General features: G+C 61.4%; 33 protein-coding genes. 9 read left to right on the forward strand and 24 right to left on the reverse strand.

Features of this window, described 5'->3' with window-relative positions:
- The first annotated feature begins 9 nt into the window (after positions 1-9).
- The 4 genes from QZ500_RS04170 to QZ500_RS04185 all read left to right on the forward strand — a co-directional run bounded on the left by QZ500_RS04170 (position 10) and on the right by QZ500_RS04185 (position 3,745).
- Positions 10-675, forward strand: a complete 666-nt coding sequence (locus tag QZ500_RS04170; protein WP_295851207.1) for a hypothetical protein — start codon at positions 10-12, stop codon at positions 673-675.
- Positions 676-919: 244 nt separating this feature from the next.
- Positions 920-1,189: a hypothetical protein gene (locus QZ500_RS04175; RefSeq protein ID WP_295851210.1), complete on the forward strand. Its 270-nt coding sequence runs from the start codon at positions 920-922 to the stop codon at positions 1,187-1,189.
- A gap of 588 nt (positions 1,190-1,777) precedes the next feature.
- Positions 1,778-2,053: a hypothetical protein gene (locus tag QZ500_RS04180; protein ID WP_295851213.1), complete on the forward strand. Its 276-nt coding sequence runs from the start codon at positions 1,778-1,780 to the stop codon at positions 2,051-2,053.
- 711 nt (positions 2,054-2,764) lie between these two features.
- Entirely contained in the window at positions 2,765-3,745 is a 981-nt protein-coding gene (locus tag QZ500_RS04185) for an arsenic resistance protein (protein WP_295851215.1), read from the forward strand.
- Positions 3,746-3,801: 56 nt separating this feature from the next.
- Here QZ500_RS04185 and QZ500_RS04190 read toward each other — a convergent pair whose 3' ends face one another.
- The 9 genes from QZ500_RS04190 to QZ500_RS04230 all read right to left on the reverse strand — a co-directional run bounded on the left by QZ500_RS04190 (position 3,802) and on the right by QZ500_RS04230 (position 13,350).
- Positions 3,802-4,968, reverse strand: coding sequence for an MFS transporter (locus QZ500_RS04190; protein WP_295851218.1), 1,167 nt, complete (start codon positions 4,966-4,968; stop codon positions 3,802-3,804).
- The gene (gene arsH, locus QZ500_RS04195) at positions 4,968-5,687 is read right to left on the reverse strand and encodes an arsenical resistance protein ArsH (protein ID WP_295851219.1); all 720 of its coding nucleotides are present in this window, start codon (positions 5,685-5,687) and stop codon (positions 4,968-4,970) included. Before arsH ends, QZ500_RS04190 begins: the two co-directional genes overlap by 1 nt.
- Positions 5,671-6,102: an arsenate reductase (glutaredoxin) gene (arsC, locus tag QZ500_RS04200; protein ID WP_295851221.1), complete on the reverse strand. Its 432-nt coding sequence runs from the start codon at positions 6,100-6,102 to the stop codon at positions 5,671-5,673. Before arsC ends, arsH begins: the two co-directional genes overlap by 17 nt.
- Positions 6,103-6,126: 24 nt before the next feature.
- Positions 6,127-7,407: an arsenic transporter gene (locus QZ500_RS04205; protein ID WP_295851223.1), complete on the reverse strand. Its 1,281-nt coding sequence runs from the start codon at positions 7,405-7,407 to the stop codon at positions 6,127-6,129.
- A gap of 52 nt (positions 7,408-7,459) precedes the next feature.
- Entirely contained in the window at positions 7,460-7,945 is a 486-nt protein-coding gene (locus QZ500_RS04210) for an arsenate reductase ArsC (protein ID WP_295851225.1), read from the reverse strand.
- Positions 7,942-8,439 carry an arsenate reductase ArsC gene (locus QZ500_RS04215; RefSeq protein ID WP_295851226.1) on the reverse strand — a complete coding sequence of 166 codons (498 nt, stop codon included), beginning with the start codon at positions 8,437-8,439 and terminating at the stop codon, positions 7,942-7,944. Before QZ500_RS04215 ends, QZ500_RS04210 begins: the two co-directional genes overlap by 4 nt.
- Before the next feature lie 53 nt (positions 8,440-8,492).
- Entirely contained in the window at positions 8,493-8,819 is a 327-nt protein-coding gene (locus QZ500_RS04220; protein WP_295851228.1) for a metalloregulator ArsR/SmtB family transcription factor, read from the reverse strand.
- A gap of 378 nt (positions 8,820-9,197) precedes the next feature.
- Positions 9,198-11,129 carry a cytochrome c/FTR1 family iron permease gene (locus QZ500_RS04225; protein ID WP_295851230.1) on the reverse strand — a complete coding sequence of 644 codons (1,932 nt, stop codon included), beginning with the start codon at positions 11,127-11,129 and terminating at the stop codon, positions 9,198-9,200.
- Positions 11,130-11,211: 82 nt separating this feature from the next.
- Positions 11,212-13,350, reverse strand: a complete 2,139-nt coding sequence (locus QZ500_RS04230) for a heavy metal translocating P-type ATPase (protein ID WP_295851231.1) — start codon at positions 13,348-13,350, stop codon at positions 11,212-11,214.
- Between the two features lie 232 nt (positions 13,351-13,582).
- Here QZ500_RS04230 and cadR point away from each other — a divergent pair, with 232 nt between their 5' ends.
- From cadR to QZ500_RS04255, 5 genes are all read left to right on the forward strand, one after another.
- Positions 13,583-14,026, forward strand: a complete 444-nt coding sequence (gene cadR, locus QZ500_RS04235; protein WP_295851233.1) for a Cd(II)/Pb(II)-responsive transcriptional regulator — start codon at positions 13,583-13,585, stop codon at positions 14,024-14,026.
- Between the two features lie 182 nt (positions 14,027-14,208).
- Positions 14,209-15,087: a hypothetical protein gene (locus QZ500_RS04240; protein ID WP_295851236.1), complete on the forward strand. Its 879-nt coding sequence runs from the start codon at positions 14,209-14,211 to the stop codon at positions 15,085-15,087.
- A gap of 128 nt (positions 15,088-15,215) precedes the next feature.
- On the forward strand, positions 15,216-15,899 hold the full coding sequence (locus QZ500_RS04245) for a hypothetical protein (RefSeq protein WP_092940178.1): 684 nt from the start codon (positions 15,216-15,218) through the stop codon (positions 15,897-15,899).
- Positions 15,899-16,504 (forward strand): PIN domain-containing protein, encoded by a 606-nt coding sequence (locus QZ500_RS04250; protein WP_175518504.1) that lies wholly within the window; start codon positions 15,899-15,901, stop codon positions 16,502-16,504. The genes QZ500_RS04245 and QZ500_RS04250 overlap by 1 nt, the downstream gene beginning before the upstream one ends.
- Positions 16,505-16,511: 7 nt before the next feature.
- Positions 16,512-16,712, forward strand: coding sequence for an antitoxin VbhA family protein (locus QZ500_RS04255; RefSeq protein WP_092940176.1), 201 nt, complete (start codon positions 16,512-16,514; stop codon positions 16,710-16,712).
- A 192-nt stretch (positions 16,713-16,904) separates the two neighbouring features.
- On the opposite strand, the gene QZ500_RS04260 is transcribed toward QZ500_RS04255, so the two are convergent.
- The 15 genes from QZ500_RS04260 to QZ500_RS04330 all read right to left on the reverse strand — a co-directional run bounded on the left by QZ500_RS04260 (position 16,905) and on the right by QZ500_RS04330 (position 23,224).
- Positions 16,905-17,309, reverse strand: coding sequence for a hypothetical protein (locus QZ500_RS04260; RefSeq protein WP_295851245.1), 405 nt, complete (start codon positions 17,307-17,309; stop codon positions 16,905-16,907).
- Positions 17,310-17,370: 61 nt separating this feature from the next.
- On the reverse strand, positions 17,371-17,727 hold the full coding sequence (locus tag QZ500_RS04265; RefSeq protein WP_175518503.1) for a hypothetical protein: 357 nt from the start codon (positions 17,725-17,727) through the stop codon (positions 17,371-17,373).
- On the reverse strand, positions 17,724-17,960 hold the full coding sequence (locus tag QZ500_RS04270; protein WP_092940173.1) for a RusA family crossover junction endodeoxyribonuclease: 237 nt from the start codon (positions 17,958-17,960) through the stop codon (positions 17,724-17,726). The genes QZ500_RS04265 and QZ500_RS04270 overlap by 4 nt, the downstream gene beginning before the upstream one ends.
- A gap of 151 nt (positions 17,961-18,111) precedes the next feature.
- Complete coding sequence (locus tag QZ500_RS04275) at positions 18,112-18,432, reverse strand: hypothetical protein (RefSeq protein WP_092940172.1); 321 nt, start codon at positions 18,430-18,432, stop codon at positions 18,112-18,114.
- Positions 18,429-18,962 (reverse strand): hypothetical protein, encoded by a 534-nt coding sequence (locus QZ500_RS04280; protein ID WP_092940171.1) that lies wholly within the window; start codon positions 18,960-18,962, stop codon positions 18,429-18,431. The genes QZ500_RS04275 and QZ500_RS04280 overlap by 4 nt, the downstream gene beginning before the upstream one ends.
- A complete protein-coding gene (locus QZ500_RS04285) occupies positions 18,959-19,387 on the reverse strand; it encodes a hypothetical protein (RefSeq protein ID WP_092940170.1) in 429 nt (142 codons plus the stop codon). The genes QZ500_RS04280 and QZ500_RS04285 overlap by 4 nt, the downstream gene beginning before the upstream one ends.
- Positions 19,384-19,650: a hypothetical protein gene (locus QZ500_RS04290; RefSeq protein WP_139222843.1), complete on the reverse strand. Its 267-nt coding sequence runs from the start codon at positions 19,648-19,650 to the stop codon at positions 19,384-19,386. Before QZ500_RS04290 ends, QZ500_RS04285 begins: the two co-directional genes overlap by 4 nt.
- 175 nt (positions 19,651-19,825) lie before the next feature.
- Positions 19,826-20,209 (reverse strand): hypothetical protein, encoded by a 384-nt coding sequence (locus QZ500_RS04295; protein WP_092940169.1) that lies wholly within the window; start codon positions 20,207-20,209, stop codon positions 19,826-19,828.
- Positions 20,206-20,493 (reverse strand): hypothetical protein, encoded by a 288-nt coding sequence (locus QZ500_RS04300; RefSeq protein ID WP_092940168.1) that lies wholly within the window; start codon positions 20,491-20,493, stop codon positions 20,206-20,208. The genes QZ500_RS04295 and QZ500_RS04300 overlap by 4 nt, the downstream gene beginning before the upstream one ends.
- Positions 20,490-20,870: a hypothetical protein gene (locus QZ500_RS04305; RefSeq protein WP_092940167.1), complete on the reverse strand. Its 381-nt coding sequence runs from the start codon at positions 20,868-20,870 to the stop codon at positions 20,490-20,492. Before QZ500_RS04305 ends, QZ500_RS04300 begins: the two co-directional genes overlap by 4 nt.
- Complete coding sequence (locus QZ500_RS04310) at positions 20,867-21,286, reverse strand: hypothetical protein (protein ID WP_092940166.1); 420 nt, start codon at positions 21,284-21,286, stop codon at positions 20,867-20,869. The genes QZ500_RS04305 and QZ500_RS04310 overlap by 4 nt, the downstream gene beginning before the upstream one ends.
- Positions 21,283-21,759, reverse strand: coding sequence for a hypothetical protein (locus QZ500_RS04315; protein ID WP_295851271.1), 477 nt, complete (start codon positions 21,757-21,759; stop codon positions 21,283-21,285). Before QZ500_RS04315 ends, QZ500_RS04310 begins: the two co-directional genes overlap by 4 nt.
- A 370-nt stretch (positions 21,760-22,129) precedes the next feature.
- Positions 22,130-22,387: a hypothetical protein gene (locus QZ500_RS04320; protein WP_092940164.1), complete on the reverse strand. Its 258-nt coding sequence runs from the start codon at positions 22,385-22,387 to the stop codon at positions 22,130-22,132.
- Positions 22,384-22,620, reverse strand: coding sequence for a hypothetical protein (locus QZ500_RS04325; protein ID WP_092940163.1), 237 nt, complete (start codon positions 22,618-22,620; stop codon positions 22,384-22,386). Before QZ500_RS04325 ends, QZ500_RS04320 begins: the two co-directional genes overlap by 4 nt.
- A gap of 202 nt (positions 22,621-22,822) precedes the next feature.
- A complete protein-coding gene (locus QZ500_RS04330; protein ID WP_139222841.1) occupies positions 22,823-23,224 on the reverse strand; it encodes a hypothetical protein in 402 nt (133 codons plus the stop codon).
- Positions 23,225-23,237 lie beyond the last annotated feature (13 nt).

A 23,237-nucleotide genomic window follows, 5' to 3' on the forward strand; every position in this document is an offset into this window, starting at 1 on the left:
GTTGCAGACATGCCAACCACAGTCGTTCTTCCGGGCGCAAGGCGCATCTGGCTCGAAGTCATACAGGGTGTCGTCCTCGAAGCATCCAGCTCATCCGTTGCCGTGATCAAGCAAGGGCGAGATCAAAGCCAACTCGTCGGCGGTACTGCGATCCGGCGACCGGGTCGGATCAGTTCCGAAATCGTATCGATCCACAAAGTCTGGATCCGAGAGGGCGATGGTCAGGAGTCGGCGTATGACCTCAGCGATTTTCCTGTTGACTCAAGACCGGGCCACTCCCTGGCTTTGGTGTACGGCGCAGCGGAGGGCGTTGAACAGGGCCAGTTCTTCGGCGCTCGAAACATCACCACCGGCAAGTACAACTTCGACGATTCGATCCACTGCGATCGATTGGCTCCATTCGGGCTCTACCTGGCTCCTAGGTTCTACCGCAAGCGCGTGAAATGGGGACTGATCGTCGGAGCCGTAGCCGGACTGGTCGGTCTTCTCTTTGGCGGAGATTTCTCGATTTTTGTCGGCGGTGTGATCCTCGGTTTTGTCTTTTCGCTTCCGGTGATGGTGGTGCAGGGAGTGATCAAGCAAATTCAGGGTCAACGGCTCGTGCCGGAACTGAATCGGCGCGCGTCAGAACTGCTGCTGAGCAAAAGCCGGTCCGACGGCGAACTAAAGCTCTGAGACTGTCGGGCGCAGGTACCGGGTCATCTGATGCCCAACATCAAGAAGAAAATGTCTGCCACTTGGGGCGGTTTGCCCGCACCTAACGCGCTGGACGACCGACCAAAGATTCTCTTTTTCGGTGACCCTCATAGCGATTTCGAGCCCGTGATCGCTGCCGCTAGCGATCGACGTTGAGACGTCCGGAGGGCCGGTCGGACTTGTGCATGGGGACTTTTGCGGGAGACGACTGGCGAGCGATGACATGCCGCTGACTGGTGACGAGATCGAACGCTGCCTGTGGTCGACCAAGTGGTTCGGCCGTCGATCCCCAGCGCTGGTCCGGAACGTCAGGGCGCTGGTCCACGGGCACCTGAGTCTGGCTGTGGCGCAACAGCGCGGCAACGTTTTTTACATCGACACGGGCGGCTGGATGAGTGCCAAAGGACATTTTACATTCGTCGACCTCGCGTCGCTGGAGCTGATCCGCGGGCCGGGGCCCAACGCCTCAGCCAATTCGAAGCGCAACCGCTAAATGATTTCTGATGACGACAAATAATCGCCAGAGTAAATCTTCCGATCACGGAAATAATCCGCCGGGGCTCGCGCACGTAAATGCATTTCTGATTTCGGAAAATGCCGATGTCGATGGGGATTATCGATCGCGAAAATCTTCGGTAGCTGGAATGGCGTCATCGAGGCGTTCGTTTGGCAACGCATTCCAATGGCTTCAGCGGTCGGGGCTGGTGTCGTTCGTTACCGGGCTTTCAGACGCCCGCCAACCAGCACCACAGCCTCCTTGTGATGCTCCTCATGGGGTCCTCGGCACGTCGTCTGGCCAAGTGCCCATCCAAGGCTTCGATGCCCCGGGCAAGCTCTTTCAGAGCTTCCCCGGCGCTGTTCGGAGTGTGCGTCGGATGCAGCCTGTATGCCCGTCTGTCGGCGGCCATCGCTTGGCTGAAATTGACACGCGGTGCGAGTCGAATAAACGGTTTTCGTCGCATCGTTCAAACGGCTTTTGGTCCCCCTATGCCTATGTTAATGGGAACTCTAGGGGGGTGTTTATTGAGACCTCGGAAAGTTACCAGATGGGCGATTTAATGGTAACTCTGAAAGCATCCAAATGAATGTACAAGCCAGCAACCTTGCGCTGGTTTTTGGGCCCGAAGCGGAGGCCGGGAAGGTGGTCCGCGTGTTGTGGCCCTTCGACATCAGCGAGCGCGTTGGACACCGCTGGGTGGTTCGAATTCGCGATGAAGCCGACTGTGTGATTGCAGACCGTTCGCTCATGTCGCTGGACTGTGATCCCCGCCGGGACCCTGGCGCGCGAGAGCTTCTCGACGATGCTGGACAGGCCGCTTGGGACCGGTGGTTCGCACCGCCCAACGTCGAATTCTGAAGTGGAATTCTGCTTCCACAGCAGATCTTTCTGCTACCAAAGCAATAGATTCTGCATCCGATGCAACTCATTCTGTGTCTGATGCAATTCATTCTGCATCGGATGCAAAATGATCGTTTTCAAGGAAGGAAACCCCATCAAAGAAGCGTGGTGGCGGGAGTAGGGAAGGTCTGGGATTTTAGTGCACATGAACACCAAATGGAAAATGCACAAAGCGCGCCAAGCATTAACTCAAATCCGAATTAGGTTTAGTGCACATGTGCACCAACTTCAACTCCGGTTCGGTGTCTGCGTCCGGCCATTGTGTTTAAGTCGGATCCGGTCTATGCGAATAGCAGCAGCCGTAATCAAGATAACCTGGCCGGACGCATACGGGTCTTCGACCATGGAGCCTGCTCCAAAGCTGACAGTGGCAAGTGACCGCAGTTGACCGAAATAATTCTCTACCTTCGCGCGTTAAGTGGCCGCTTAAGACTGATCTCGGTCGTTCGCAAGAACTTCAGAGAACGACGACTCGGGCCCAAAGCGGTAGCTGAGATCTCAACTGGCGGCCACACAGCCGACAGTCGACCGGACCATGCGCGTGGGGCCACTGCTCTTGTCGCTGTCAAAATCTCAACTGCTCGCGCAGCCGGCTTGCACACCCGCGCCCGGTGGCTGTGGCTGCGCTCCCAAAGATGCCCAGAGTTCCATCGAGCCCGTTTGCAACGCATGTCACTTCTCTCCCTACGCTCTGTTCTCGAAACCCACCAAGTAGCGATCTACTTTGCCGCCGTGGTCCTTGCTGGGGCGCTGGCATGGTTATGGCCCGAGTCGACAACCATGTCACCGGCCATCGATCCCTTACTGGCGTTCATGCTGTTCGTGACGTTCCTTCAGGTGCCGCTGACGGAATTGCGCCGTGCCTTGTCGAACATGCGCTTCCTCGGGGCGCTGATGCTGGCCAACTTCGTGGCTGTGCCGTTGCTGGTCGCCGTGTTGTTGCCCTGGATGCCGCAGGACCCGCTGCTGCGGATCGGCGTGCTGCTGGTGTTGCTGACACCGTGCATCGACTACGTCGTGACCTTCGCCCATCTCGGGCAGGCAGATGCCAAGCCGCTGTTGGCATCCACACCGCTGCTGCTGGCAGCACAGATGATTCTGTTGCCGGTCTACCTGGGCGTATTCATGGGGGACGCAGCCGCTGGATTGGTCAAGTGGGAGCCCTTTGTGCACGCTTTCATCTGGCTGATCGCTGTGCCGCTGTCGCTGGCGGCCGTGCTCCAGCCCTGGGCGGCTCGATCGACCGCAGGGGAGCGTACCGTTGCATGGCTCGGACTGTTCCCGGTCCCTGCAACGGCCGCGGTCCTGTTCGTGGTCGTGGCGGCTGTCGCGCCACAGCTGAGCTTGGCCATGGACGCCGTGCGCGCAGTCGCCCCGATCTATGTCGCGTTTGCGATTGCAGCCCCGATGCTCGGGTGGGGTGTTTCCCGACTGTGTCGCTTGCCAGCCGATCAAGGCGGGGCCATCGCCTTCAGCTCGGCGACGCGCAACTCCCTGGTTGTGCTGCCCTTGGGGCTGGCCATCCCCGGCGCTTTGCCCTGGGTGCCTGCCGTGATCGTGACCCAGACACTGGTGGAATTAGTTAGCGAGCTGGTGTACGTGAAGGTAGCGCCAAGCTTGAGAACAAAGATTGTTCGGCAGGGTTCGTAACCTGGGTCACCGCACGAAGAGACGCCGATGTTTGCGCAACCGGCGCCGCGTTGAAGTCATTCTTTAGAGCGCAATGCCATCAAGGCGCCGAACGCCACCAGCCCGAGCGTTCCTGAAAGCCAAAGAGCGCCCGCTCCCCAACGATCCAGGCACACGCCAAAAAGCCATGGCGCAAGCGCCTGAGCGATCCGCGCTGGAACCATGAGCAACCCCTGTCGTGCGCCATAGCCCTGCGGCCCGAACAGAACCAGCGGCAGCGTGCCCTTCGCAATCGTCAGGATGCCGTTGCCGGCGCCGTGAAAGATCACAAAGACCGCCGCGAGCGGCGCACCGGCGAGCGCCATTAGCGCGGCTCCAATCGGGTGCATCAGTGTCGCCAGCCTGGCCGACAGCAGGGGATGGACATTGCGTAGCAGCCCAAACTCCAGGATCCGCGCGCCGACCTGAGCTGGCCCGACCAGGGCACCGAAGGCGACCGCTGCCGCAAGTGTGGCGCCGCCGGCCATCAGCAGCCTGGGCAGATGCGCCGCCATCGCGGTGCTGATGAACCAGGTAATCGCGAATACGATGGAAAGAAGCACGGAGGCCTTGAGAGGGCTGCTCGCCGTCGATGTCGACGAAGCCCCTTCAACTGCCGGCTCAGAAATGCTGGCGATGGCTGCGGCTTTTGGTAGCAACGCGTTGAGCGGCAGTCCGAGGCAAACGTGCAGCGCAGCCCAACCAAAGCAGGCCCCGCGCCATCCGTACTGGGCCTCCAGCAGTGTCGAGAGCGGCCACCCGATCGTGCTCGCAAAGCCCGCAAAGAGGGTGATGCCTGTGATTGCGCTGCGCGAGTCGCGCCCGTACAGCCGGACCAGGCCGGCGAAGGCCGCCTCGTAGAGGCCGCTGCCCATCCCAATCCCCAACACTGCCCAGGCCACCAGCAGCCCGACTACGCTGTGCGCCATTCCCAGCAGGAGCAAGCCGGCAGCGAACACAAGGTTCGTTGCCATCAGGACTGGCCGGCCGCCCCAGCGGTCGATGCACCGACCGGCGTACGGTCCGAGGAATGCGGAAATCACCAAGGCAAAGGAGAACCCGGCGAACACCGTCGGCGTCTCGATGCCGAGATCCTTGGCCATCGGCGCCGCCAGCATCGCCGGCAGGTAGTACGACGATGCCCAGGCTAACGTCTGCGTGATGCCCAAGGCAACAACGACGGCAGAGCGACTGGACAGTGGCATCAAATCGAGCGCTGGTTGACCCGCTTGGACAGTTGCTCGGCGCCTTCCTTTCGCTCGCTGTAGCGGTCAACCAGGTAGGCGGCCGAATCGCGGGTGAGCAAGGTGAATTTCACCAGTTCTTCCATCACGTCGACCACCCGCTCGTAATACGAAGAGGGCTTCATGCGGCCCGCATCGTCGAACTCCATGAAGGCCTTCGCGACGGACGACTGGTTCGGGATCGTGATCATGCGCATCCAGCGCCCAAGCACTCGCAGCTGGTTCACGGCATTGAAGGACTGAGAGCCGCCCGATACCTCCATCACCGCGAGCGTTTTTCCCTGCGTGGGCCGCACCGCACCGATGGCCAGCGGAACCCAGTCGATCTGCGCCTTCATGATGCCGGTCATGGCGCCGTGCCGCTCGGGCGAGGTCCAGACCATGCCTTCGGACCACTGTGCCAGATCGCGCAGCTCTTGCACCTTCGGATGGTCCTCGGGCGCGTCGTCCGGCATCGGCAGGCCGCGCGGGTCGAAGATGCGCGGCTCCGCACCCAGGGCTTGCAGCAGGCGTGCGGCTTCTTCGGTCAGCAGGCGGCTGTAGGAGCGCTCGCGCAGCGAGCCGTAGAGCAGCAGGATGCGCGGTGGGTGCGTGGCGCGCTCGTTCGGGTGCAGGCGTTCAGGATCAGGCTGCTGAAAGAGCGCCGCGTCGATGTTGGGAAGTTCAGGACTTGTGGACACGCTGCCCCTTCGCGTCGACCACCGCCTCACCGTCTTCCTTGGCGAACGCCGCCTGCTGCGGCTGCGGCAGGATGTCGAGCACGGCCTCCGAAGGGCGGCACAGCCGCGCGCCGAGCGGCGTCACCACGATCGGGCGGTTGATCAAGATAGGGTGCTGCAGCATGAAGTCGACCAGCTGCGCGTCCGTCCACTTGGGGTCGTTCAGGCCGAGTTCGTCGTAGGGTGTGCCCTTCTGCCGCAGCACATCGCGCACCGGCACGCCCATCGTGGCAATCAGGCCTTCGAGAGTAGCGCGGTCGGGCGGGCTTTTCAGGTACTCAATCACCTCTGGCTCCTCGCCTGAATTGCGAATCAGCGCGAGCACGTTGCGGGAGGTTCCGCAGGCAGGGTTGTGATAGATCGTGATGTCGGTCATGAGAGAAAAACGAAGTGACGGCGCTTAGCTCAGGCGAATGGCCAGCGCCGCCAGGGTCACAAAAAGCACCGGCACGGTCAGCACGATGCCCACCTTGAAGTAGTAGCCCCAGGCGATGGTGGTGCCCTTCATGGCCAGCACGTGCAGCCAGAGCAGCGTCGCCAAGCTTCCGATCGGTGTGATCTTCGGGCCGAGGTCGCAGCCGATCACGTTGGCATAGATCATGGCTTCTTTCACCACGCCGGTAGCAGAGGAAGCGTCGATCGACAGGGCGCCGATCAGCACGGTGGGCATGTTGTTCATCACCGAGGACAGGAGCGCCGTAAGGAAGCCGGTGCCCAACGCTGCGCCCCAGACGCCGCCCTGCGCGAAGACGTTCAGCAGCCCCGCGATGCGGTCGGTCAGGCCGGCGTTGCGCAGGCCGTAGACCACCAGGTACATGCCCAGCGAGAAGATCACGATCTGCCAGGGCGCGCCGCGCAGTACCTTGCCCGTACTGATCGCCGTGCCACGCGCCGCTACGGCCAGTAGCAGGACGGCGCCGACGGCAGCCACTGCGCTCACCGGCACGCCCAGCGGCTCCAGGCCGAAAAAGCCGACCAGCAACAGGATCAGTACGACCCAGCCCGCCCGGAAGGTTGCCCGGTCCTTGATCGCGGCCGAAGGCGGCTTGAGCTGTGTCACGTCGTAGCTGGCGGGGATGCTGCGTCGGAAATAAAGCACCAGCACGACGAGGCTGCCCAGCACCGAGGCCACGTTGACCGGGACCATCACCGCTGCGTATTCGTCAAAGCCGATCTTGAAGAAATCGGCGGAGACGATGTTCACCAGGTTCGACACGATCAGCGGCAGGCTGGCTGTGTCGGCGATGAAGCCCGCCGCCATGACGAAGGCCAGCGTCGCGGCCGGCGTGAAGCCGAGGGCGATGAGCATGGCCATGACGATCGGCGTGAGGATCAGCGCAGCACCGTCGTTGGCGAACAGCGCCGACACCGCGGCACCAAGCAAGACGATGAAGGCGAAGAGCAGCCGGCCGCGCCCGCCGCCCCAGCGCGCGACGTGCAATGCCGCCCATTCGAAGAAGCCAGCTTCGTCAAGCAGCAGGCTGATGATGATCACGGCCACGAAGGTGGCAGTGGCGTTCCAGACGATGCCCCAGACGACGGCGATGTCGCCAAGGTGGACAACTCCCAGGACCAGGGCGATCACGGCCCCGAGCGATGCGCTCCAGCCGATGCCCAGACCCCGCGGCTGCCAGATAACCAGGACCAGCGTGAAAACGAAAATGAGGATGGCGGCCAGCATGTGAGCTTCTTGTTGGGATCCGGAAAGAGAGAGCTGAGCGCCCTCCCCGGGCTTAAAGGGCGTCGAGAGCCGCCCGCAGTTGCGCGTCGTTCAATGAGTCAAAAGGCACTTGCGCAAGCTGGCGCATGCGCTCACCGATCGCCTGCCGCGTGGCTTCGAATGCCGCGCGTTTCTCAGCGGCGTTCGCACCGGCGTTGGATGGGTCGGGGTAGCCCCAGTGGATCTTGACCGGCGCGCCAGGCCAGTAGGGGCAGGCCTCTTGGGCAGCGCTGTCGCAGACAGTGATGACCACCCGCATCTGCGGCGCATCCGGTTCTGTGAACTCGTCCCAGCTCTTGCTGCGATAGCTCGATGTGTCGATGCCCGCCGCCTGCAGGACCTCGATGGCTATCGGGTTGATGCGCCCGCTTGGGGCACTGCCAGCGCTGTAGGCCTGCACATCGACCCGAAGCTGCTTTGCCCAGTGGTTCAACATGCCCTCGGAGAGCACGCTGCGCGCCGAGTTGTGGGTGCAGAGGATGAGGATGTTCGTCGTCACTGCCGGGTCCCGATGTTGCGCATCTCATGCTGGATGGCCATACGCTCCAGCTTGTCCATCGGCAGGGACAGCATGAACTCGATGCGGCGCTTCAGCGTCACCGCAGTGTCCATGAAGGCGCGCTTTTTCTCTTCGTCAGTGCCTTCCACGGCAGCCGGGTCGGGCAGACCCCAGTGCGCTGTGATCGGCTGACCCGGCCACACCGGGCACATCTCGCCTGCGGCCTGGTCGCAAACGGTGATCACGAAATCCATCGGCGCGGCGCCGTCCTTGGCGAACTCGCCCCAGCTCTTGCTGCTGTAGCCGCGGTCTTCGATGTGAAGCGTGCGCAGCGTTTCCAGGGCGAAGGGATTCACAGCACCCTTTGGATGGCTGCCTGCGGAGAAGGCCTTGAACCGGCTGCTGCCGAGCTGGTTGAGCAGGCCTTCGGCAATGATGGAGCGAGCCGAATTGCCGGTGCAGATGAACAGCACGTTGTGGAGAGAGGCAGTCATGGTGGTCAGTGGATTGGAAAATCTTCAACGCCCGGCATCTAGGAACGATCTGCTCAGGGCGAACAAACCAGCGAGCCATTCGAGACGGCGCAAGCCTCGCCTTGGCAGCAGTTTTCTGTGAGGTAGCCCACCAGCGCATTCATCTGGTCGAAGGCGGCGCGGTAGATGAGGTGGCGACCCTGACGCTCCTGGGTCACAAGGCCAGCGTGCGTCAGCTCTTTGAGGTGAAACGACAGGCTCGTGGCAGGTACGCCGATCGCTTCGACAAGCGCGCCGGGCGTCAGCCCCTCTTGGCCTGCCACGACCAGGCAGCGAAAAACCTGCAAGCGCATTGGCTGTGCCAAGCCTGCAAGGGCGCGAACGGCATCGTTTGATTCCATACTTCGATTATGTTCGAAATGTCGGAGGATTTATGAAGATTTTGTGTCACGCGAGTGACCTCGGGGAGAGCAAAAAAAAGCTGGCGCGAGGCCAGCTTTTGGTCCGGTCGCCAGCTCCGCTGACGCGCCCGGTTTGCTTATTCGCAGCAGGGCATCGCGGCTTGGTCGGCTTCGTCACAGCAGCAGCACGGTGCTGCAGCAAAGACTGCGGTGGTTGCGAGCATGAGGGTGAAGATGGCGAGGAGCTTTTTCATGGTGATCCTAGGGAATCGAGGGAAGCGGTTCTGGCCGATCCAGGGTGGCTGGCCGGATGTCGGGGCAGCATCAAGCGGCGAGCATCCCAGAGAATAGCAGCGCACCAACCCGGCATCCAGCCATTCAGGACGCCCTTGGCTGCCTCGCCCTGAAGGCGTTCATGCCAAAGCCTGCTACGGCGATCAGCAGGACGATGCTTTGAACCACGATGGTTTCGGCGGACGGGTAGATCCCTAGCAAGTCGACCCGAGGAGCCATGAGAGGCGTGGCTCCGAGCCAACCGGCCTCTTGCAGGCCAGCCACCCCCTTGCCTGCAAGAACGACAGCCAGGACAGCCACCAGAACGGAGCTGATGCTGAAAAACTTCCCGATCGGCATCCGAGCGCTGGTCTTGAGCATTACCCAAGCGAGAACTGCCAGGAGCAAGATGCCGAGGCCCAGTCCGCCCAGCAGCGCGTTGCCGTTCCCGTCCGCCGACAAGGCCGAGTAGAAAAGCACCGTCTCGAACACTTCTCGGTAGACAGCGATGAAGGACAGTCCAAACAAAGCCCAGGCCGAGCGCTTCGACATGGCCGAAGACAGCTTTTCCTTGAGGTACGCCTGCCAACGACCCGCAGCGCTCTTTTGATGCATCCATAGGCCAACGCTGAGCAGAACCAGGGCAGCAAAAAGCGATGACAACCCTTCCGTCACTTCGCGGCTGGCACCGCTGATGTTCACGAAGTAGGTCGCAACCGCCCAGGTCAGGCCGCCCGCGGCCAGGGCGGCCACCCAGCCGCCGTGCACGTAGCGCAGGATGTCATGCCGATCTGCTTTCTTCAGGAACGCGATCATGCCGACGACGATCAACAAGGCTTCGAGACCTTCTCTGAGCAGAATCGTGAGAGAACCCAGGAACGTGGTGAGCGGCGCGGCGGCCTCGCCGCCGAGCTCCTTTTCTACTTCGGCGAAGAGATAGTCCAGCTTCTGCGCTGCGGTCTCGGCTTGAGCCAGCGTGCCAGTGGCAATGGCCGATCGGTAGGCAAGCATGCCGTCCTCAACCTCGGTCAACAGGGTCTTGTTGCGCGCGCCCAGAGATGGCTCCAAGGGCTCGAAGCCGTCAAGGTACGCGGACAGTGCGAGTCGGGTCGCGCCAGGCTTGTCACCTTGGCGGATGGCCGCAAGGCTCTCATCGAGCCGCCTGCGCGAGAGGGCCAACCCACCCGTGTTGCCGGCCGCCGAAGCCACCTCCAGATGGCTGCGCAGGTACGCAGTGAGATCTCGCGCTGCATCCGGGCCAACGGAACTGGATGCAGCAGCCTCGGTCACCGTGGTCACAGCAGCGAGGTCGGGGAACGCCTTGCGTGCAGCTGCGTCGTTCTTCCAGAGCTGCTCCCCTTGGGTGCGCATTCGATCGTCATGCGAAAGCGTGCCTGCAAAAAACGCGAGTGCCCACCGATCCTCTTCCGGCAAGGCTGCAAAGCTCGGCATCGACGTCCCGGTGACCCCTTGGGAGACGACCTGGTAGAGCGCCATCACGCTGCGCGAGCGAGCGCGCTCGCGATCGGTGAATGCGATCGGGGGCGGTTCCAGATTGGCGGCAAGCGGGCCGTCCCCGCCGCCCGTCGCGCCATGGCAGGATGCGCACTGAGCTTGGAAAAGCGCTGCGCCCTTCTTGAGGTCCGGCAGCACCTTGGGCGCGACCGGAATCGGGTACGCGGCGATCAACAGGGCCTCGGCTTGATGTGCCAGGCGTGCCACTTCTGCGCCGTCTGCCTTGGCTGTGACAGCCTCCTGCAGCTTGTGGGCGGCTGCGATGACCGCATCTTTTGAAGCGTGGGCCGGGAGGGCCTGGGCCTGGGTCACCGCATTTGCTGTGAAGTCGCGCATCTCTGCGTACTCGGACTCGCTGACGACGGCTCCTTTGTCTACGGCGCCGCTGTAGTCGACGGCGACGTAGTCCAGCAGCTGCCAAAGCTGTCGAGGGCCCTCTTCGCCGCCTGGATTTGGCGTCTGCGCTGCGGCAGCTCCCATGAAACACAACCCTACCCACAACACCAACAGCAAGCGCTTCATTCTTCAACCTAAACAGGAACGAAGGGGATTTTCGTTCACGAGAAAAAAGAGCTGCAACGTCTCATCGCAGCTTCGGCCTGGCTCAAGCTTCGGTCTTCACCTTCATGAGCCGAAGACCGTTGGCGACCACCAGCAGCGTGGCCCCCATGTCGGCGAACACGGCCATCCACATGGTGGCCGTGCCGAATACTGCGAGCACCATGAACACGGCCTTGATACCCAGGGCAAGCGAGATGTTCTGCATCAGGACGGTGTGCGTCTTGCGGGACAGCCGAATCGTCTCTGGAATGCGCCGCAGGTCGTCGTTCATGACCACGACATCGGCCGCTTCCATGGCGATGTCCGTGCCCATGCCGCCCATTGCGAATCCGATGTCGGACTTGGCCAACGCGGGGGCATCGTTGATGCCATCACCCGTCATGCCCGTCATCCCATGGCGCTTTCTTAGCCCCTCGATCTGAGCCAGCTTGTCTTCTGGCAACAGATTGCCAAGCACCTGGTCGATGCCGGCTTGCGCAGCGATGGTCTTGGCGGTGGCGGCGTTGTCGCCCGTCAACATGATCGGAACGACTCCGAGCGCCTTCAGCTCCGCAACCGCTTGCTTCGAAGATTCCTTGATCGTGTCGGCCACGGCGAAGATCGCCAGGACGCCTTCTTCATCCGCCAGAAGAGTGACGGTGCGGCCTTGCTCTTCATGCGTTTTCAGCTCTGCTTCAAGTTCTGCCGACAACAGCCCTCGCTCCTGAACCAGGCGAAGGTTGCCCAGCGCGTACTTGCGCCCTCCAATGGCTCCCTCCGTGCCTCGGCCAGGCAAGGCCGTAAATGAAGAAACATCGCTGGTTGGTAGTGCCAGGCCTTGAGCAATCGCCTTGGAAACCGGGTGGTCGGAGCGAGCCGCCAGGCTCATCCCGATGCGCCCGATCGGACCTTCATCGTCGCCGCCGCGCAGAGACCTCCACCCCACGAGCTTGGGCTTGCCTTCAGTGATGGTGCCCGTCTTGTCGAGCGCCAGAGCCTTCAAGTTTCTCGCTTCCTCCAGGTAGGTTCCGCCCTTGATGAGGATGCCTCGGCGTGCGGCCGAAGCCAGTGCACTGACGACCGTGACGGGCGTCGAAATGACGAGCGCGCATGGGCACGCCACCACCAGCAGGACCAAGGCCTTGTAAATCGCGTCCACCCAGGCGAAGCCGAAGAGCCAGGGGCTCAGCACCGCGACAGCCAATGCAAAGGCAAAAACGGCCGGCGTATAGATCGCTGCGAAGCGGTCAACGAAGCGCTGTGTGGGAGCGCGCGTGCCTTGCGCTTCCTCCACCGCATGAATGATCCGAGCCAAGGTGGTGTTCGAGGCCGCTGCGGTTACCCGAAACTGAAGCTCTCCGGTCTCGTTGATCGTGCCGGCATACACAGGATCTCCGACAGTCCGATCGACCGGCAGGCTCTCACCGGTCACAGGGGCCTGGTTCACGGCACTGCGACCTTCGGTGATGAGGCCGTCCAATGGCACCCGCTCACCAGGGCGAATCCGAACGATCGCTTCCAGTGGCACGCTCTTCGACGGAAGAGCCTTCCAGCTCTTGTCTGGCTGCAGGACATCGGCCTCCTCGGGTGCCAGCGCGACCAAGCCCTTGATGGCGTTGCGCGCGCGGTCCGCCGCGCGTGCCTCGATCAGCTCCGCGATGGCGTAAAGAGCCATCACCATGGCTGCTTCAGGCCATTGGCCGATGAAAAACGCGCCTGTGACGGCAACACTCATGAGGGCATTGATGTTCAGGCGCCCGCGAACCAGTGCCTTTATGCCCTTGGTGTACGTTTCCACCCCGGACAGCCAGATAGCCACCACGGCGACCACCAGGCCGGCGTACTTCAAGGCTGGCGTGTCGCTTGAAAGGAAGTGAAAACCCTCGGCGCCGATCGCCAAGACCAAAGCCGCGCCAAGACGCATCACGCTCGCGCCGTGCTCGACCTCGTCGTCTTTCCCACCAACTGCCGCGTCTCCCGCCCCCTTGACAGGGGTCGGCTCATACCCAGCATTCCGGATCGCCGCGACTGCGGCGGTCAGGGCGTCTTCAGAGGCCTGAATGGCGACGGTCCGCGCACCGAGCTGAAAGTTCATGCTGCGGATGCCCTCGACCTTGTCCAACGCGCGACGAATGTCACTTTCCTCAACCGCGCAATCCATCGTTGGGATGCGAAAGACGCTGGCGCCTGCGGGGGTCGCCACCGCTGCCGTTGACTGCGCCGCAGGAGCACAACAAGCGTCCGCGGTGCAGCAATCATCTGCGGCAGGACGCGTGTTGGACGTACTTTGGGGGGCTGGAGACGGCGCGCAACAGGAGGCCCCGCTGCAGCATTCTTCAACGGCAGAATCGGCGACGGCGCGAGGAATGGCATTTGACATTCAAGCATTGGAAACCCTGCAGTGGGTGTAGAGTCAAGGCCTCCAGGAGGCTCCAATGAAGATCGGCGAGTTGGCGAAGGCCACAGACACAAGCGTTGGGAACATCCGCTTCTATGAACGGGAAGCGTTGCTCCCGGCCCCCCAGCGCTCAGAAAACAACTACCGGTCCTACGGGGACGAGCACATCGAACGGCTCACCTTCATCCGACATTGCCGATCTCTTGACATGGCCCTGGGGGAGATCCGCTCTCTGCTGCGCTTCAAGGAAACGCCTCAAGAAAACTGCGATGGCGTCAATGAACTGCTTGATGAGCACATCGGGCACGTTGCCGAGCGGATCCGGGAGTTGAGAACGCTTGAAAAGCATTTGAAGGTACTGCGCGCGCAGTGCGCGGAATCCAACGATGCCGCGTGCTGCGGAATTCTTAAAGAGCTTTCAACCCAAACGTCTGCTTCGGCCGTGCAGCCAGGCCGCAAGCACATTCACGGTACTCACTGACCTGACACAGCGTACGCGTTAAACAGATGATGCCTAAAAGCGGGCACTCGTCTACGTCTGCTTTCTGGCCGGATGCGGAAGCTCATGGGGCGGCGCCAGTGTCTGCAGCCGCTGCAAAGCAGACGTCCGCAAAAGCCCGCCGTATCGCGGCTTGGTGACCCGGAGCGATTCTTGGTACATCCGTGAAGCAGAAGGTCGGCTTGCCGGGAGGGCTGTATCCCCACCGCGCTCGGCCACGAATGGGCTCGCCCGGCCACTTCACCGTAAAAGCAGCAGTGGAACTGCTACTCAGGGATCAGTCGATTACCGTGTCGGCTGAATCCAATTTAACTGGCGGCGAAACGGTTGCCCGTGACGATGGAGACGCTGTGGTGGTGCTGGCGGCCTTGGACCCGGAGGAGGCCAGGCTGGGTCACTCGAACATTGGATTCAGCCGCGCCGACTGGGAGCGCGGCTCGCCAGACTGGTGGTATGTCTCGATGTACCTGCACAAGGCCGCCTTTGATCTTCTTTTTTCCGCAGTCGGTGAATGCAAGGCGTCGCGCATGCACTTGGTGGTCAGCCTCAAAGGCTACACCTCGCATCACCCGATGGCGCCCGGAACTCGCGCGGAGAACCTGTTCTTGAGGCCGGCCGATCCGAGCGAGACGCTCGGATCGGCCAAGTTGGCCAAAGGCTACGTGAGCAGCATCTTCGCGAGGAACACTCTCCACGCAATCGCACCCCCTCCGGGGCCGGACCCTTACGCCTCCGAAGACGAAACGAACACGGAAATCCCGGCTCCCGCACTGATCCCAGCCGACCCCGTGGCCGCCGCTGTCGTTGCTCTGACCGTCAACGTTGAGAAGCTCCGGACCTCGCTGAAATGGGGTGCAGGCCTCATCTTTGTCGCCCTGCTGTTCCTGGTCGGAAGTGACCCGTTTCATGTAACAGGCCAAAGGGTCTGTACATTAGATCTACTGAAAATAGAATTTGGCGATGATCTCAAGTCGTTGTCGGGCAACAAGAATCCAGACATTAGTTGCCGTCTTGGGGTGGTAGTAGTTTCTCAGCTCTACTGAAAATGTGTAACAGAGGCCCGGGTTTCTGCCGCTGCGGAAAGCACCTCCCACGGTTACATTAGGGGATGCCCAAGACCCGGTACTCATTCACTCTGCGAATCCCAAATCGCAAGGCGAGTGGCGTCCCCATGAGTCGGATCGGTGAGTACATCACTGAATTTGCGGAGCTGCTCGGCGACGAGAACAAGCCTCGGTTCAAGGGCATCAGGAATCTGAGCGTTGGGTACGGCGCTGCGGTGGCCCCCGAACGAGAGCATTACTCGCATGCCAGGATCGTGGAGGCGAAGTCGAAGCCCAGCAGCAGGCCCGGTAAGCACCTGGCGAAGCTCGAGCAAATGATGGGAGAAGACGGCATCCCTAAAGCCGAGATTTTGGATGCGCGAGACAACGTAATCCACGTGATCTTCGGCATCAAGCCCGATGCCGACGAAGACACTGAGCGCCTGTTCCAAGAGAGCAAGGTCGACGGCGTGGTGACGGGCTTGATCGGTGTCGATGACACCATGCACCTCCACATCCGGGACTTCTTCGATCGAGATCTGAAGCTGATCGTTAAAGACGACCAGCTCGCCCGTGACTTGCTCAAGCTTTTCAAGCTCGGAACTGTGCGATTAGTTGCCCGCGGCACTTGGATTCGCACCGAGAACGGATGGTCCCCGGAGGTCAACAAATGCGTCGTGCAGAGCTTTCAGCCGCTCGACGACACCCCATTCAGCACCATTCTTGAGCGCGTTGCGCGGATTCCAGGCAATGGCTGGAACGAACTTCAGGACCCTCTTGCCACATGGGACAACATTCGAGGCATCCACTGATGAGTCCTCTGCCTCGTTGCATCGTCGTTGACTCCAACTTCATCATTTCGTACATCACGAAGAAAGACACGACCGCCAGCGACCGTGCCCGCATCGATCACTTCATTTCTGAGGTCGACAAGCTGAAGGTCAGAATTATCTTCCCGATGATCTCGATCAGCGAATTCCTCGTGAAGGCCGACGCCGCCAGCGTTGCGTTCCTCGAGGAGCTCGAGCGAAAGTCCACGGTCTTCGTGGCCGACTTCGATCGCGGGGCAGCCCAGGAGCTGGCCAAGATGGAACGCGAAGCGCTGGCTGGACCCGGCGGCAAGCGTGCCGGCTCCGAAGAGCCGTACCAAAAAATTAAGGTCGACCGACAGATCGTGGCGATCGGTCTGGCGCACGGCGCCAAGATGATCATTTCGCGCGACGAAGGTGTTCGCACGCAGGCGATCAGGTTGAGGCTCGAAGCCAAGCGCATCCAAGACCTCGAATTGCCCGAGAGCGCGAAGCAACTGACGCTGATTGCGCCGGTGTCCAAGGGGCGTCGGCTCAACTTCAGGCCAGCCCCACTGACCGTGGTCCCCACCCCGCCAGCGCCAGCGCAAGTCCCGAAAACGGACTGATCTGCGCATGCGGACCGGCACGATCTCCGAAGCCGAAAAAGCACGCCGTCGCAAGGCAGTCGACGTCGCTCGCGGCAACATCGGCCTCTCCGGTTTCAAAATCTCCGAAGCGCATGAAGCGCACGCGCAACGCTACGTCGACGGGGAAATCGACCTGGCCGAGTTTCTCAAGCCCGGCCTGCCATCCTCTCCAGCGAAGCGAACCTGATGGCCAATCGGTCGATGCACCCGATCCGCACCGTCCGCTGATCGATCGCCGGCTTCGGGGCGGAGATCCATTCCACAGGCAGCCTGGCGGCTTCGAGCCTTTCCGTTTCCGTGGGTTTGCGCGGCTGAGCCCAAGCGTGCCCGGCCTCAAGGAACGCAGTGTGGGCTTCCGCCACCTCAGATTCGAAGTCGTTCACTCCCCGGCCTCGATTTGTTCCAGGATGTCGCGCGCTTTGGAGCCGGTGGCGCGGGTCATCAGGTTGTGTTGGCCGGTGTCCGTGAGGCACCACCGAGACTCAAGAGTGGGAGGCCCCCTTTTCTTCGTCGGCAAGCGCTGCACCCGAAAAGTTTTGAGCAGTCCCTTATCACCGATGCGGGAAAACGCCATCTCGGCAATGTGATGGTGAGCGAAGTTGAAGGCTTTGCGGCCTGGGTAAAGAACCTTCAACAGGTCCTGAGCGCTTGCTTCCCCATCCGTGGCGCTCTGGACGATCAGCAGGACTTCGTGCTCGGACAGGCGCCGAGAATCGAACTCGCGCTGAGCCTTAGCTTTGTCCGAGTAGTACCGAGCGACTGAGATGGGGTTTTCGTGGTTCAAGATCATCTCCGCTGTTCAACGAAGTATGCCGGGAGCCCCGCCAACGTTGATTCGAAGTCGTTCATACGATCGAGTATTCGAAGATCTTGACAACGTCGATTTCGACGGACTTGGCAACCTCGTCAGGCCGCTGAAAGCCCCATCCGGGGATTTCGAGGCACAGATCTCCCGGTGTCTTTGGCTCAAGAGGGGCCAGCGCCTTGGTCAATTCGGGTGCGTTGATCTCGATGCATCCGCCCAATTCGAGATCAAACATCACCACGGGAAGCTCAGGGTCGTAGGCCTTGAGCGCTTTGATCAGTTCGCGGACTTTCATTTCATTCCCCATTCCGAAGTCGATACATTTCCGCGGGTGAAGGCTTGATGCCCTTCTTGGCGCGCCAGCGTCGGAAGCAGCCAACTTCTCGGGATTCATCATTGGACGTCTTTCAGCGAGGAAACGGTGATCACCAAAGCGCCGCCAGGAACCGGCTCGCCGTATGCCATCGCGATCGAACGGGTCTGGGCGTCGTCGGTGAACGCGATGCCGATGAGGCTGTCCTCCGCCACTTTGAGCGAGTTGGACAGGTCGATGCACCGCGGGCGCTTGCCGGTGGCCTTCTTGGTCTTCTTCGCGTGCAGAACCACCTCCAGGCGCACATCGCCTTCGATGGGGTGATGCCTGCATCAAGCGCCAGCTGGGCTGCCAGGGCCTTGTATTCGCGGCCTTTGGCCGAGAGCACCGGGCGGCCGGGAAAGTGGCGCCACATCACGTTTGTGCTCACGGGGTACGGAAGGGTCAAGGTGTAGCTCACGATGATCCTCAGAACGACCGCACGCGGCCGAGGTACAGCGCGTTCTGGAGATAGGTCTTGGTGGACCGACCCGGCGCGTGGAACTCAAAGCGCTGACCGTGTCGCGTCCAGTACAGGTGCCAGCGACCGTGACGGTTGCGCATCCGGCAAACCTTCGTGTGGCGAGGGTCGACAGCCCATGCCAGCACTGAGCACACCAGGCAGTTACCGGGCAGCGTCAGGGCCTGGGGCCCGACAGCGCGCCTGAAGCCGCTGTAGGCCTCCTGGGCGGCAACGATGAACCCAATCTCGAGGCCGACCAGCAAGATGGCCATCAGAAGCGCGCTCATCGAGCACTGCCCCTCTTGAAAAACGGCAGCGGCTTGACTTCGAACACGTCACTGTCGTGATGCGCACGCGCTTCCGCGAACGTGAGGCACGCGGCTTCAGCTTCGGCCTCGGACTCGAACACCGCCAACGGAATTTCGAATTCGTGACACTCTTCGTCGTCGCAGACACCGCGCTTCTTCGTCACCGCAAACAGGTTCGTCGACGTTGCCAGCAGATCCGTGAGCGTGATGTCTGCGGCGTCGTAAATGCGTTCCTGCTCTTCCTTGAGCTGGCGCTGGTGCTCGACCTCGGCCTCGTGCTGGCGGATCTCCTCGTCGGTGGCCTGCACCCACCCACGGGGGTGGTAGTAGCGCTCCATCGAAAGGTAGCCGGTCTTCACTGTCTGTGGATCTGACACTGGCGTGATCTCCGAACAGCAGTAGATCCGCTGGTCTTCGAAGCGGATGGTCGTCGTCTCGATGCCGGTGGCGTCATCGATCTGCCGGCCCACCCGGACAGGCTTGTAGTGCTTTCCCATGTCGTCGTTCACGCTGCACCGCCTTTCCGCTTCCGAAGCCACGGCTTCGCAGTCACCCACGACCGCGGGTCCTTCACGCCACCACGCTCGCCAAAGATCTCTTGCTGAAGGGTCACCTCCAGCCCCGAGGACATGACTGCGCGATCGAAGTGCGGTGACGCGAAGAACTGATCACACACCTTGCGCATCAGGAAATGCAGCGTGGCCCTGCACAGGCGGGTGTGTCGCTCCTCTTCCGTCAGCGAAACCTTTCCCGAAATCGAAGAAATCTCGATGGCGCAATTCGCAAAATCGGCGCCGATGAGGGTCTCGACTTCGTCAAGGGGGAGTCCCTCTGCGAATGCGAAGATCTCTTCGCCTTCGTGGAAAACACGCGTGATCAGGTGCTGCGCGAACATGTCGGGCATGGCGGAGCCCTGTTTGATGATGAGGTTCATGCCGTGCCACCCTTCCGATCGATCGGCATCCAACAGAACACGCTCGCAATGCTAGGGTTGCCCGTTGTCCGGCCGCCCTTCGAGCGACGCTTTGGCCGACGGACCTGCTTCGGTGCGACGCGGACCAGTTGGCGGCTTGAGACGAACACATCGAAGTCGAAGTCGAGGGTCCCAACACCGCGGGGAACTTCAACATCAAGATGCAGGATGGGCATGCCTGCTGGCGCATCGAACCTCATGAACTCACGCTTTTCGTTGTTCATGCTTGGCCTGCCGTTTCTGCGAACACTGCGATCGCGCGATTGGCAACGTCGTCGCACGCGGCCTCGGCTTCATCCAATCGCACGAGCGGAATGGGCCGAGCACCACAGTTGCAGGGCCAGTGGTCCCAAGCAGGGCAGCCGGTGGTGTGCTGCGCTGGGAGATGAGCGACTACCTTCATGCTTGGCCTGCCATTTCTGCTTCGATTTCGTCGAGGGTTTCGCGAGCGGATTTGCCGGTGACGGAGGTCGTTGCGATGTGCCGGCCGGCGTCAGTGAGTCGGTAGCCCGGGACAAGTCCAGCGAGCTCTCCGTAATGCCCGTGGTGCTCAAAAATGCAGCTGACGATGAGGCCCTCGTCCCTGGCCCGCGCCATCGCGTGCAAAACGACTTTTCCAGCATGGCCATGGAAGGCGTTTCCGCATTCGCGAAGACTTATGAAGTTGAGATCGGCCTCGTGAAACCGGTTGCAGATCTCAAGATTGGTGATCTGCTTGGACAGCTCGATCCGTTCCAGGTCGATTGCAATAATTCGGTTGGCGCGCCATTGCTTGCGGTTCATGCGTCACCCGCCATTTCTGCTTCGATCTCGTCAAGGATCGAGTGCGCCTTGGGGCCTGTCATGGCGGTCTGGAGATAGAAACGACCAGCCTCGGTCAGGCGGAAATAGTGGTGCGCCTGGAGGATTCGGAAGCCTTCGATCAGGCCTTCATCGACCGCGTCTTGAAGAATCACAGCTTTTGCGCGCTGGGAGATGCTTCGGAAGCGCGGGTTCGCAGTGATGCCTTTTAGGCCAGCCTCACCGGCGGCTTCGACCTCTTGGCAGATTTGGAGGCGCTGGTTCATGCCGCACCCGCCATTTCTGCTTCGATGTCGGCCAGGATCGAGTGCGCCTTGGGACCGGTGTCGAACGTTCGGAGGATGAAGCGGCCGGCGTCTGTGAGCTCGTAGGCGTGCTGATACGACTCGTCGGGCACGTTCTCACCCGGATCGCGGATCAGGCCCTTGGTCACAGCCATGCCAATCGCCACATAAACCACGCTCAGGTCGATGACCGTCTGAGGTGGCTTGTTGCGAATCAGCCCGGCCAGATCATCAAACCGGACCACGTCCTGGCCGCTGGCCTCGATCGCTTTGCAGATCTGCAGGCCGGTGATCTTGAGAGCCTCGAGCGCGACTTTCAGGGTGCGCTGATCGCGCTTTGAGAGGGTCGTGGTGCTCATTTGAACTCTCCTGCAGCCTGGCGGCGAATCCAGACGCACTGTTCGACGAACAACTGCAAGAACGCGTTCTGCGCGTCCGCCTCGGCCATGGACCAGAGTTCGTTCAGCTTGTCGAGCCGCGGGTGCTGGCGGCGGTTGCTTGCGTCCCACAAGAACAGGACGAAGGCCGCGCGCATGGCCTCGAGGCTCAGGCGCTCAGGGTTCTTGGTGAAGTACGCGATCACGATCGCGGAAAAGTCGCGCTCGGGGAGCGGGTTGATGAAGTCGTCAGTGCCGGCGTGCTGGTAGACAGCGTTGGCAACGACAAGGTCGCCCATGGAGATCGGCGGCGTGGCGTCAGGGAACACGACGCCAGCGGCCAGGCACGTGCGGACGAGCGACGAGTGGCTCAGGGGGATGCTGGTGAGGAAGCTCATGCCGATGCTCCTTGGAGCTCAGCCACCACGGCCTGGATGCGTTCGGCGTGAGCTTGCAGGAACACGGCCTTGCGGGACTCGTTGGCGCAGGCGTATTCGGTCTTGAAGTCACCGATCGCGTCTCGGAGCGCTTGGCCACCGGGCACGATGTCGTATGCCTTTGCGGCGCCGGAGAGGACGTCAGCGTGGCCGGGGCTGTACTGGGTGGACAAGCTCAGGTCCAGAAGCCAGACGATCAACAGCGTGTCGATGCTGACCTTGTCGCCTCCGCGGAAAAACTCGGCGCCGAACTCGGCGAAGTCGTACTTGAACGCGTGGTCGTGGTCCGCGCGGGCGGAGAGGGCTCGGTGAGCGTGTTCGACGTTGTCGAAAGAGTCTTCCAGCGTGCAGAGCAGCGTGGGCAGGAATGGCTCGAATTGAATGTCAGCAAGTTGTTTCATTGGCGTCTCTTCGTAGATTTCGAAGTAGCCCACGGCGCGGATTCGCCGTGGGCAAGTCCAACTTTTCAGTTGGAGGACGCCTCCCCTTACTCGGGGCTTGCTGTCGTGCAGGTCTGTTTCCTGCCGATGACTCTATTGTATCTTATTGCAGATTTGTTTGTGCGGTCTTTTTGAGGGTGAGCCAAAAATAGTTTGCGTTGGCGTAGGTCAGCCTGAGCAATCAAAACTCCTGGTCGGAGCTCGACCAATCTAAAGTCTGAACTCAGGGGAACTGGCCACAGGCCCCATAAATCCCATGCTTGGCGCTGTGGTTGGAACGGACGATGCGCAGAGGTCCACGCGCCTCAAGGCCGGGGAACATGTCCGCAATGCTCTGACGAGCTTGCCGCGGGTTCAGCTCGAGCTAGCCGCAGACCAGATCGAAAGGAAGCGGCGCTTCGCTCTCGTTGATCCAGTCCAAAGACTTGGCGTAGTACCTGGCGCCGGGCCCTCTGGCCAGGTCGTCGAGCGTTTGGGCGATCGAATCGAAAGCCAGCAAGAACGAGGTGAACTCGTGGAAATCGGTGACATCCACGCCGGGGAAGAATTCGGTGATGAGTGCCCTGATTGAGGGCTTCGACTTGAGGCGGCGGAACAGACCACCTGCCTCGGTTGGATTCACGGCGCAATCCCGCCCGTTGCTTTCCGCCAGCAATAAAGCTGAGGCGTGGTGATGCCGTACTTGGCGCAGATTTGGTCGGTGGTCAGCCTTTTGCGCACAACGCGGTGCACGCGCAAGATGCCTTCCAGCAGATCCTCGGAGACCACCGCTCGGCGATTCCAGTAGGTATCCGGGTTGACCCCGAAGCGAGCACAGATCGACCTGGTAGTGCTCTCGCGGATCTCGCGTTCCACAGATTTGAAGACTGAGCATGGGATCGCCCTGGGTTGAGAGTCAATGCCGTGCCGAAGGCGCCAGCGGAGGTACCCAGAGCGGGAGACGCCTTGGGCTGGCGCAGCGATCGACGGCAGTTCGCCGCCCACACGCGCCGGTGGACGGCGACGAAGTCAGCATGGCGCCGCGCGAACCCGACTGGCTCGATGTCTTTCATCGGCTTCACGCGGCGGTGCCAAACATCGCCTTGATTTCCGCTTCAACGGTGCGCAGGCTTGTCCGAGGCGCCACCCTCCCGTTCTTGGCACACCACCGGCGGAGGTATTGATAGCCGATGCCCTCAGCCTTTGAAACGACGGCAGCAACTTCACCGGCAAGAGCTCGTGAGTAGGCACGCTCTGCCGCAGCATCCCGTCCACCAACAGGCTCGATGTTTGTTCGGCGAGGAGAAGGAAACCCGCGCTTCCTGTACATGAACTGAGCCGCGGCGAACGACACACCGACGTTCTCGCACGCGCTCTTCCAAGAGTCGCCGGCCAGCACACGCTCGTAAACGATGCGGTGCTTTTCATCACCAGGCTTCCAAGCAGCTGGCTGGCTTTCAGTTGTTTGTGCGGTCATCATGCGGTCGCTCCTT

Source organism: uncultured Xylophilus sp. (genome assembly GCA_913776965.1).
GTDB lineage: Bacteria > Pseudomonadota > Gammaproteobacteria > Burkholderiales > Burkholderiaceae_C > Xylophilus.

What these genes read in the sequence shown, in the direction of transcription:
- QZ500_RS04295 (WP_092940169.1), bottom strand. Translation starts at nt 20,209, where the DNA reads ATGAACCGCAAGCAATGGCGCGCCAACCGAATTATTGCAATCGACCTG.
- QZ500_RS04170 (WP_295851207.1), top strand. Translation starts at nt 10, where the DNA reads ATGCCAACCACAGTCGTTCTTCCGGGCGCAAGGCGCATCTGGCTCGAA.
- arsC (WP_295851221.1), bottom strand. Translation starts at nt 6,102, where the DNA reads ATGACCGACATCACGATCTATCACAACCCTGCCTGCGGAACCTCCCGC.
- QZ500_RS04220 (WP_295851228.1), bottom strand. Translation starts at nt 8,819, where the DNA reads ATGGAATCAAACGATGCCGTTCGCGCCCTTGCAGGCTTGGCACAGCCA.
- QZ500_RS04190 (WP_295851218.1), bottom strand. Translation starts at nt 4,968, where the DNA reads ATGCCACTGTCCAGTCGCTCTGCCGTCGTTGTTGCCTTGGGCATCACG.
- QZ500_RS04180 (WP_295851213.1), top strand. Translation starts at nt 1,778, where the DNA reads ATGAATGTACAAGCCAGCAACCTTGCGCTGGTTTTTGGGCCCGAAGCG.
- QZ500_RS04265 (WP_175518503.1), bottom strand. Translation starts at nt 17,727, where the DNA reads ATGATGAATCCCGAGAAGTTGGCTGCTTCCGACGCTGGCGCGCCAAGA.
- QZ500_RS04175 (WP_295851210.1), top strand. Translation starts at nt 920, where the DNA reads ATGCCGCTGACTGGTGACGAGATCGAACGCTGCCTGTGGTCGACCAAG.
- QZ500_RS04215 (WP_295851226.1), bottom strand. Translation starts at nt 8,439, where the DNA reads ATGACTGCCTCTCTCCACAACGTGCTGTTCATCTGCACCGGCAATTCG.
- QZ500_RS04185 (WP_295851215.1), top strand. Translation starts at nt 2,765, where the DNA reads ATGTCACTTCTCTCCCTACGCTCTGTTCTCGAAACCCACCAAGTAGCG.
- QZ500_RS04305 (WP_092940167.1), bottom strand. Translation starts at nt 20,870, where the DNA reads ATGAGCACCACGACCCTCTCAAAGCGCGATCAGCGCACCCTGAAAGTC.
- QZ500_RS04245 (WP_092940178.1), top strand. Translation starts at nt 15,216, where the DNA reads ATGAGTCGGATCGGTGAGTACATCACTGAATTTGCGGAGCTGCTCGGC.
- QZ500_RS04310 (WP_092940166.1), bottom strand. Translation starts at nt 21,286, where the DNA reads ATGAGCTTCCTCACCAGCATCCCCCTGAGCCACTCGTCGCTCGTCCGC.
- QZ500_RS04275 (WP_092940172.1), bottom strand. Translation starts at nt 18,432, where the DNA reads ATGAGCGCGCTTCTGATGGCCATCTTGCTGGTCGGCCTCGAGATTGGG.
- QZ500_RS04255 (WP_092940176.1), top strand. Translation starts at nt 16,512, where the DNA reads ATGCGGACCGGCACGATCTCCGAAGCCGAAAAAGCACGCCGTCGCAAG.
- QZ500_RS04205 (WP_295851223.1), bottom strand. Translation starts at nt 7,407, where the DNA reads ATGCTGGCCGCCATCCTCATTTTCGTTTTCACGCTGGTCCTGGTTATC.
- QZ500_RS04250 (WP_175518504.1), top strand. Translation starts at nt 15,899, where the DNA reads ATGAGTCCTCTGCCTCGTTGCATCGTCGTTGACTCCAACTTCATCATT.
- QZ500_RS04330 (WP_139222841.1), bottom strand. Translation starts at nt 23,224, where the DNA reads ATGATGACCGCACAAACAACTGAAAGCCAGCCAGCTGCTTGGAAGCCT.
- QZ500_RS04300 (WP_092940168.1), bottom strand. Translation starts at nt 20,493, where the DNA reads ATGAACCAGCGCCTCCAAATCTGCCAAGAGGTCGAAGCCGCCGGTGAG.
- QZ500_RS04290 (WP_139222843.1), bottom strand. Translation starts at nt 19,650, where the DNA reads ATGAACAACGAAAAGCGTGAGTTCATGAGGTTCGATGCGCCAGCAGGC.
- cadR (WP_295851233.1), top strand. Translation starts at nt 13,583, where the DNA reads ATGAAGATCGGCGAGTTGGCGAAGGCCACAGACACAAGCGTTGGGAAC.
- QZ500_RS04285 (WP_092940170.1), bottom strand. Translation starts at nt 19,387, where the DNA reads ATGAACCTCATCATCAAACAGGGCTCCGCCATGCCCGACATGTTCGCG.
- QZ500_RS04225 (WP_295851230.1), bottom strand. Translation starts at nt 11,129, where the DNA reads ATGAAGCGCTTGCTGTTGGTGTTGTGGGTAGGGTTGTGTTTCATGGGA.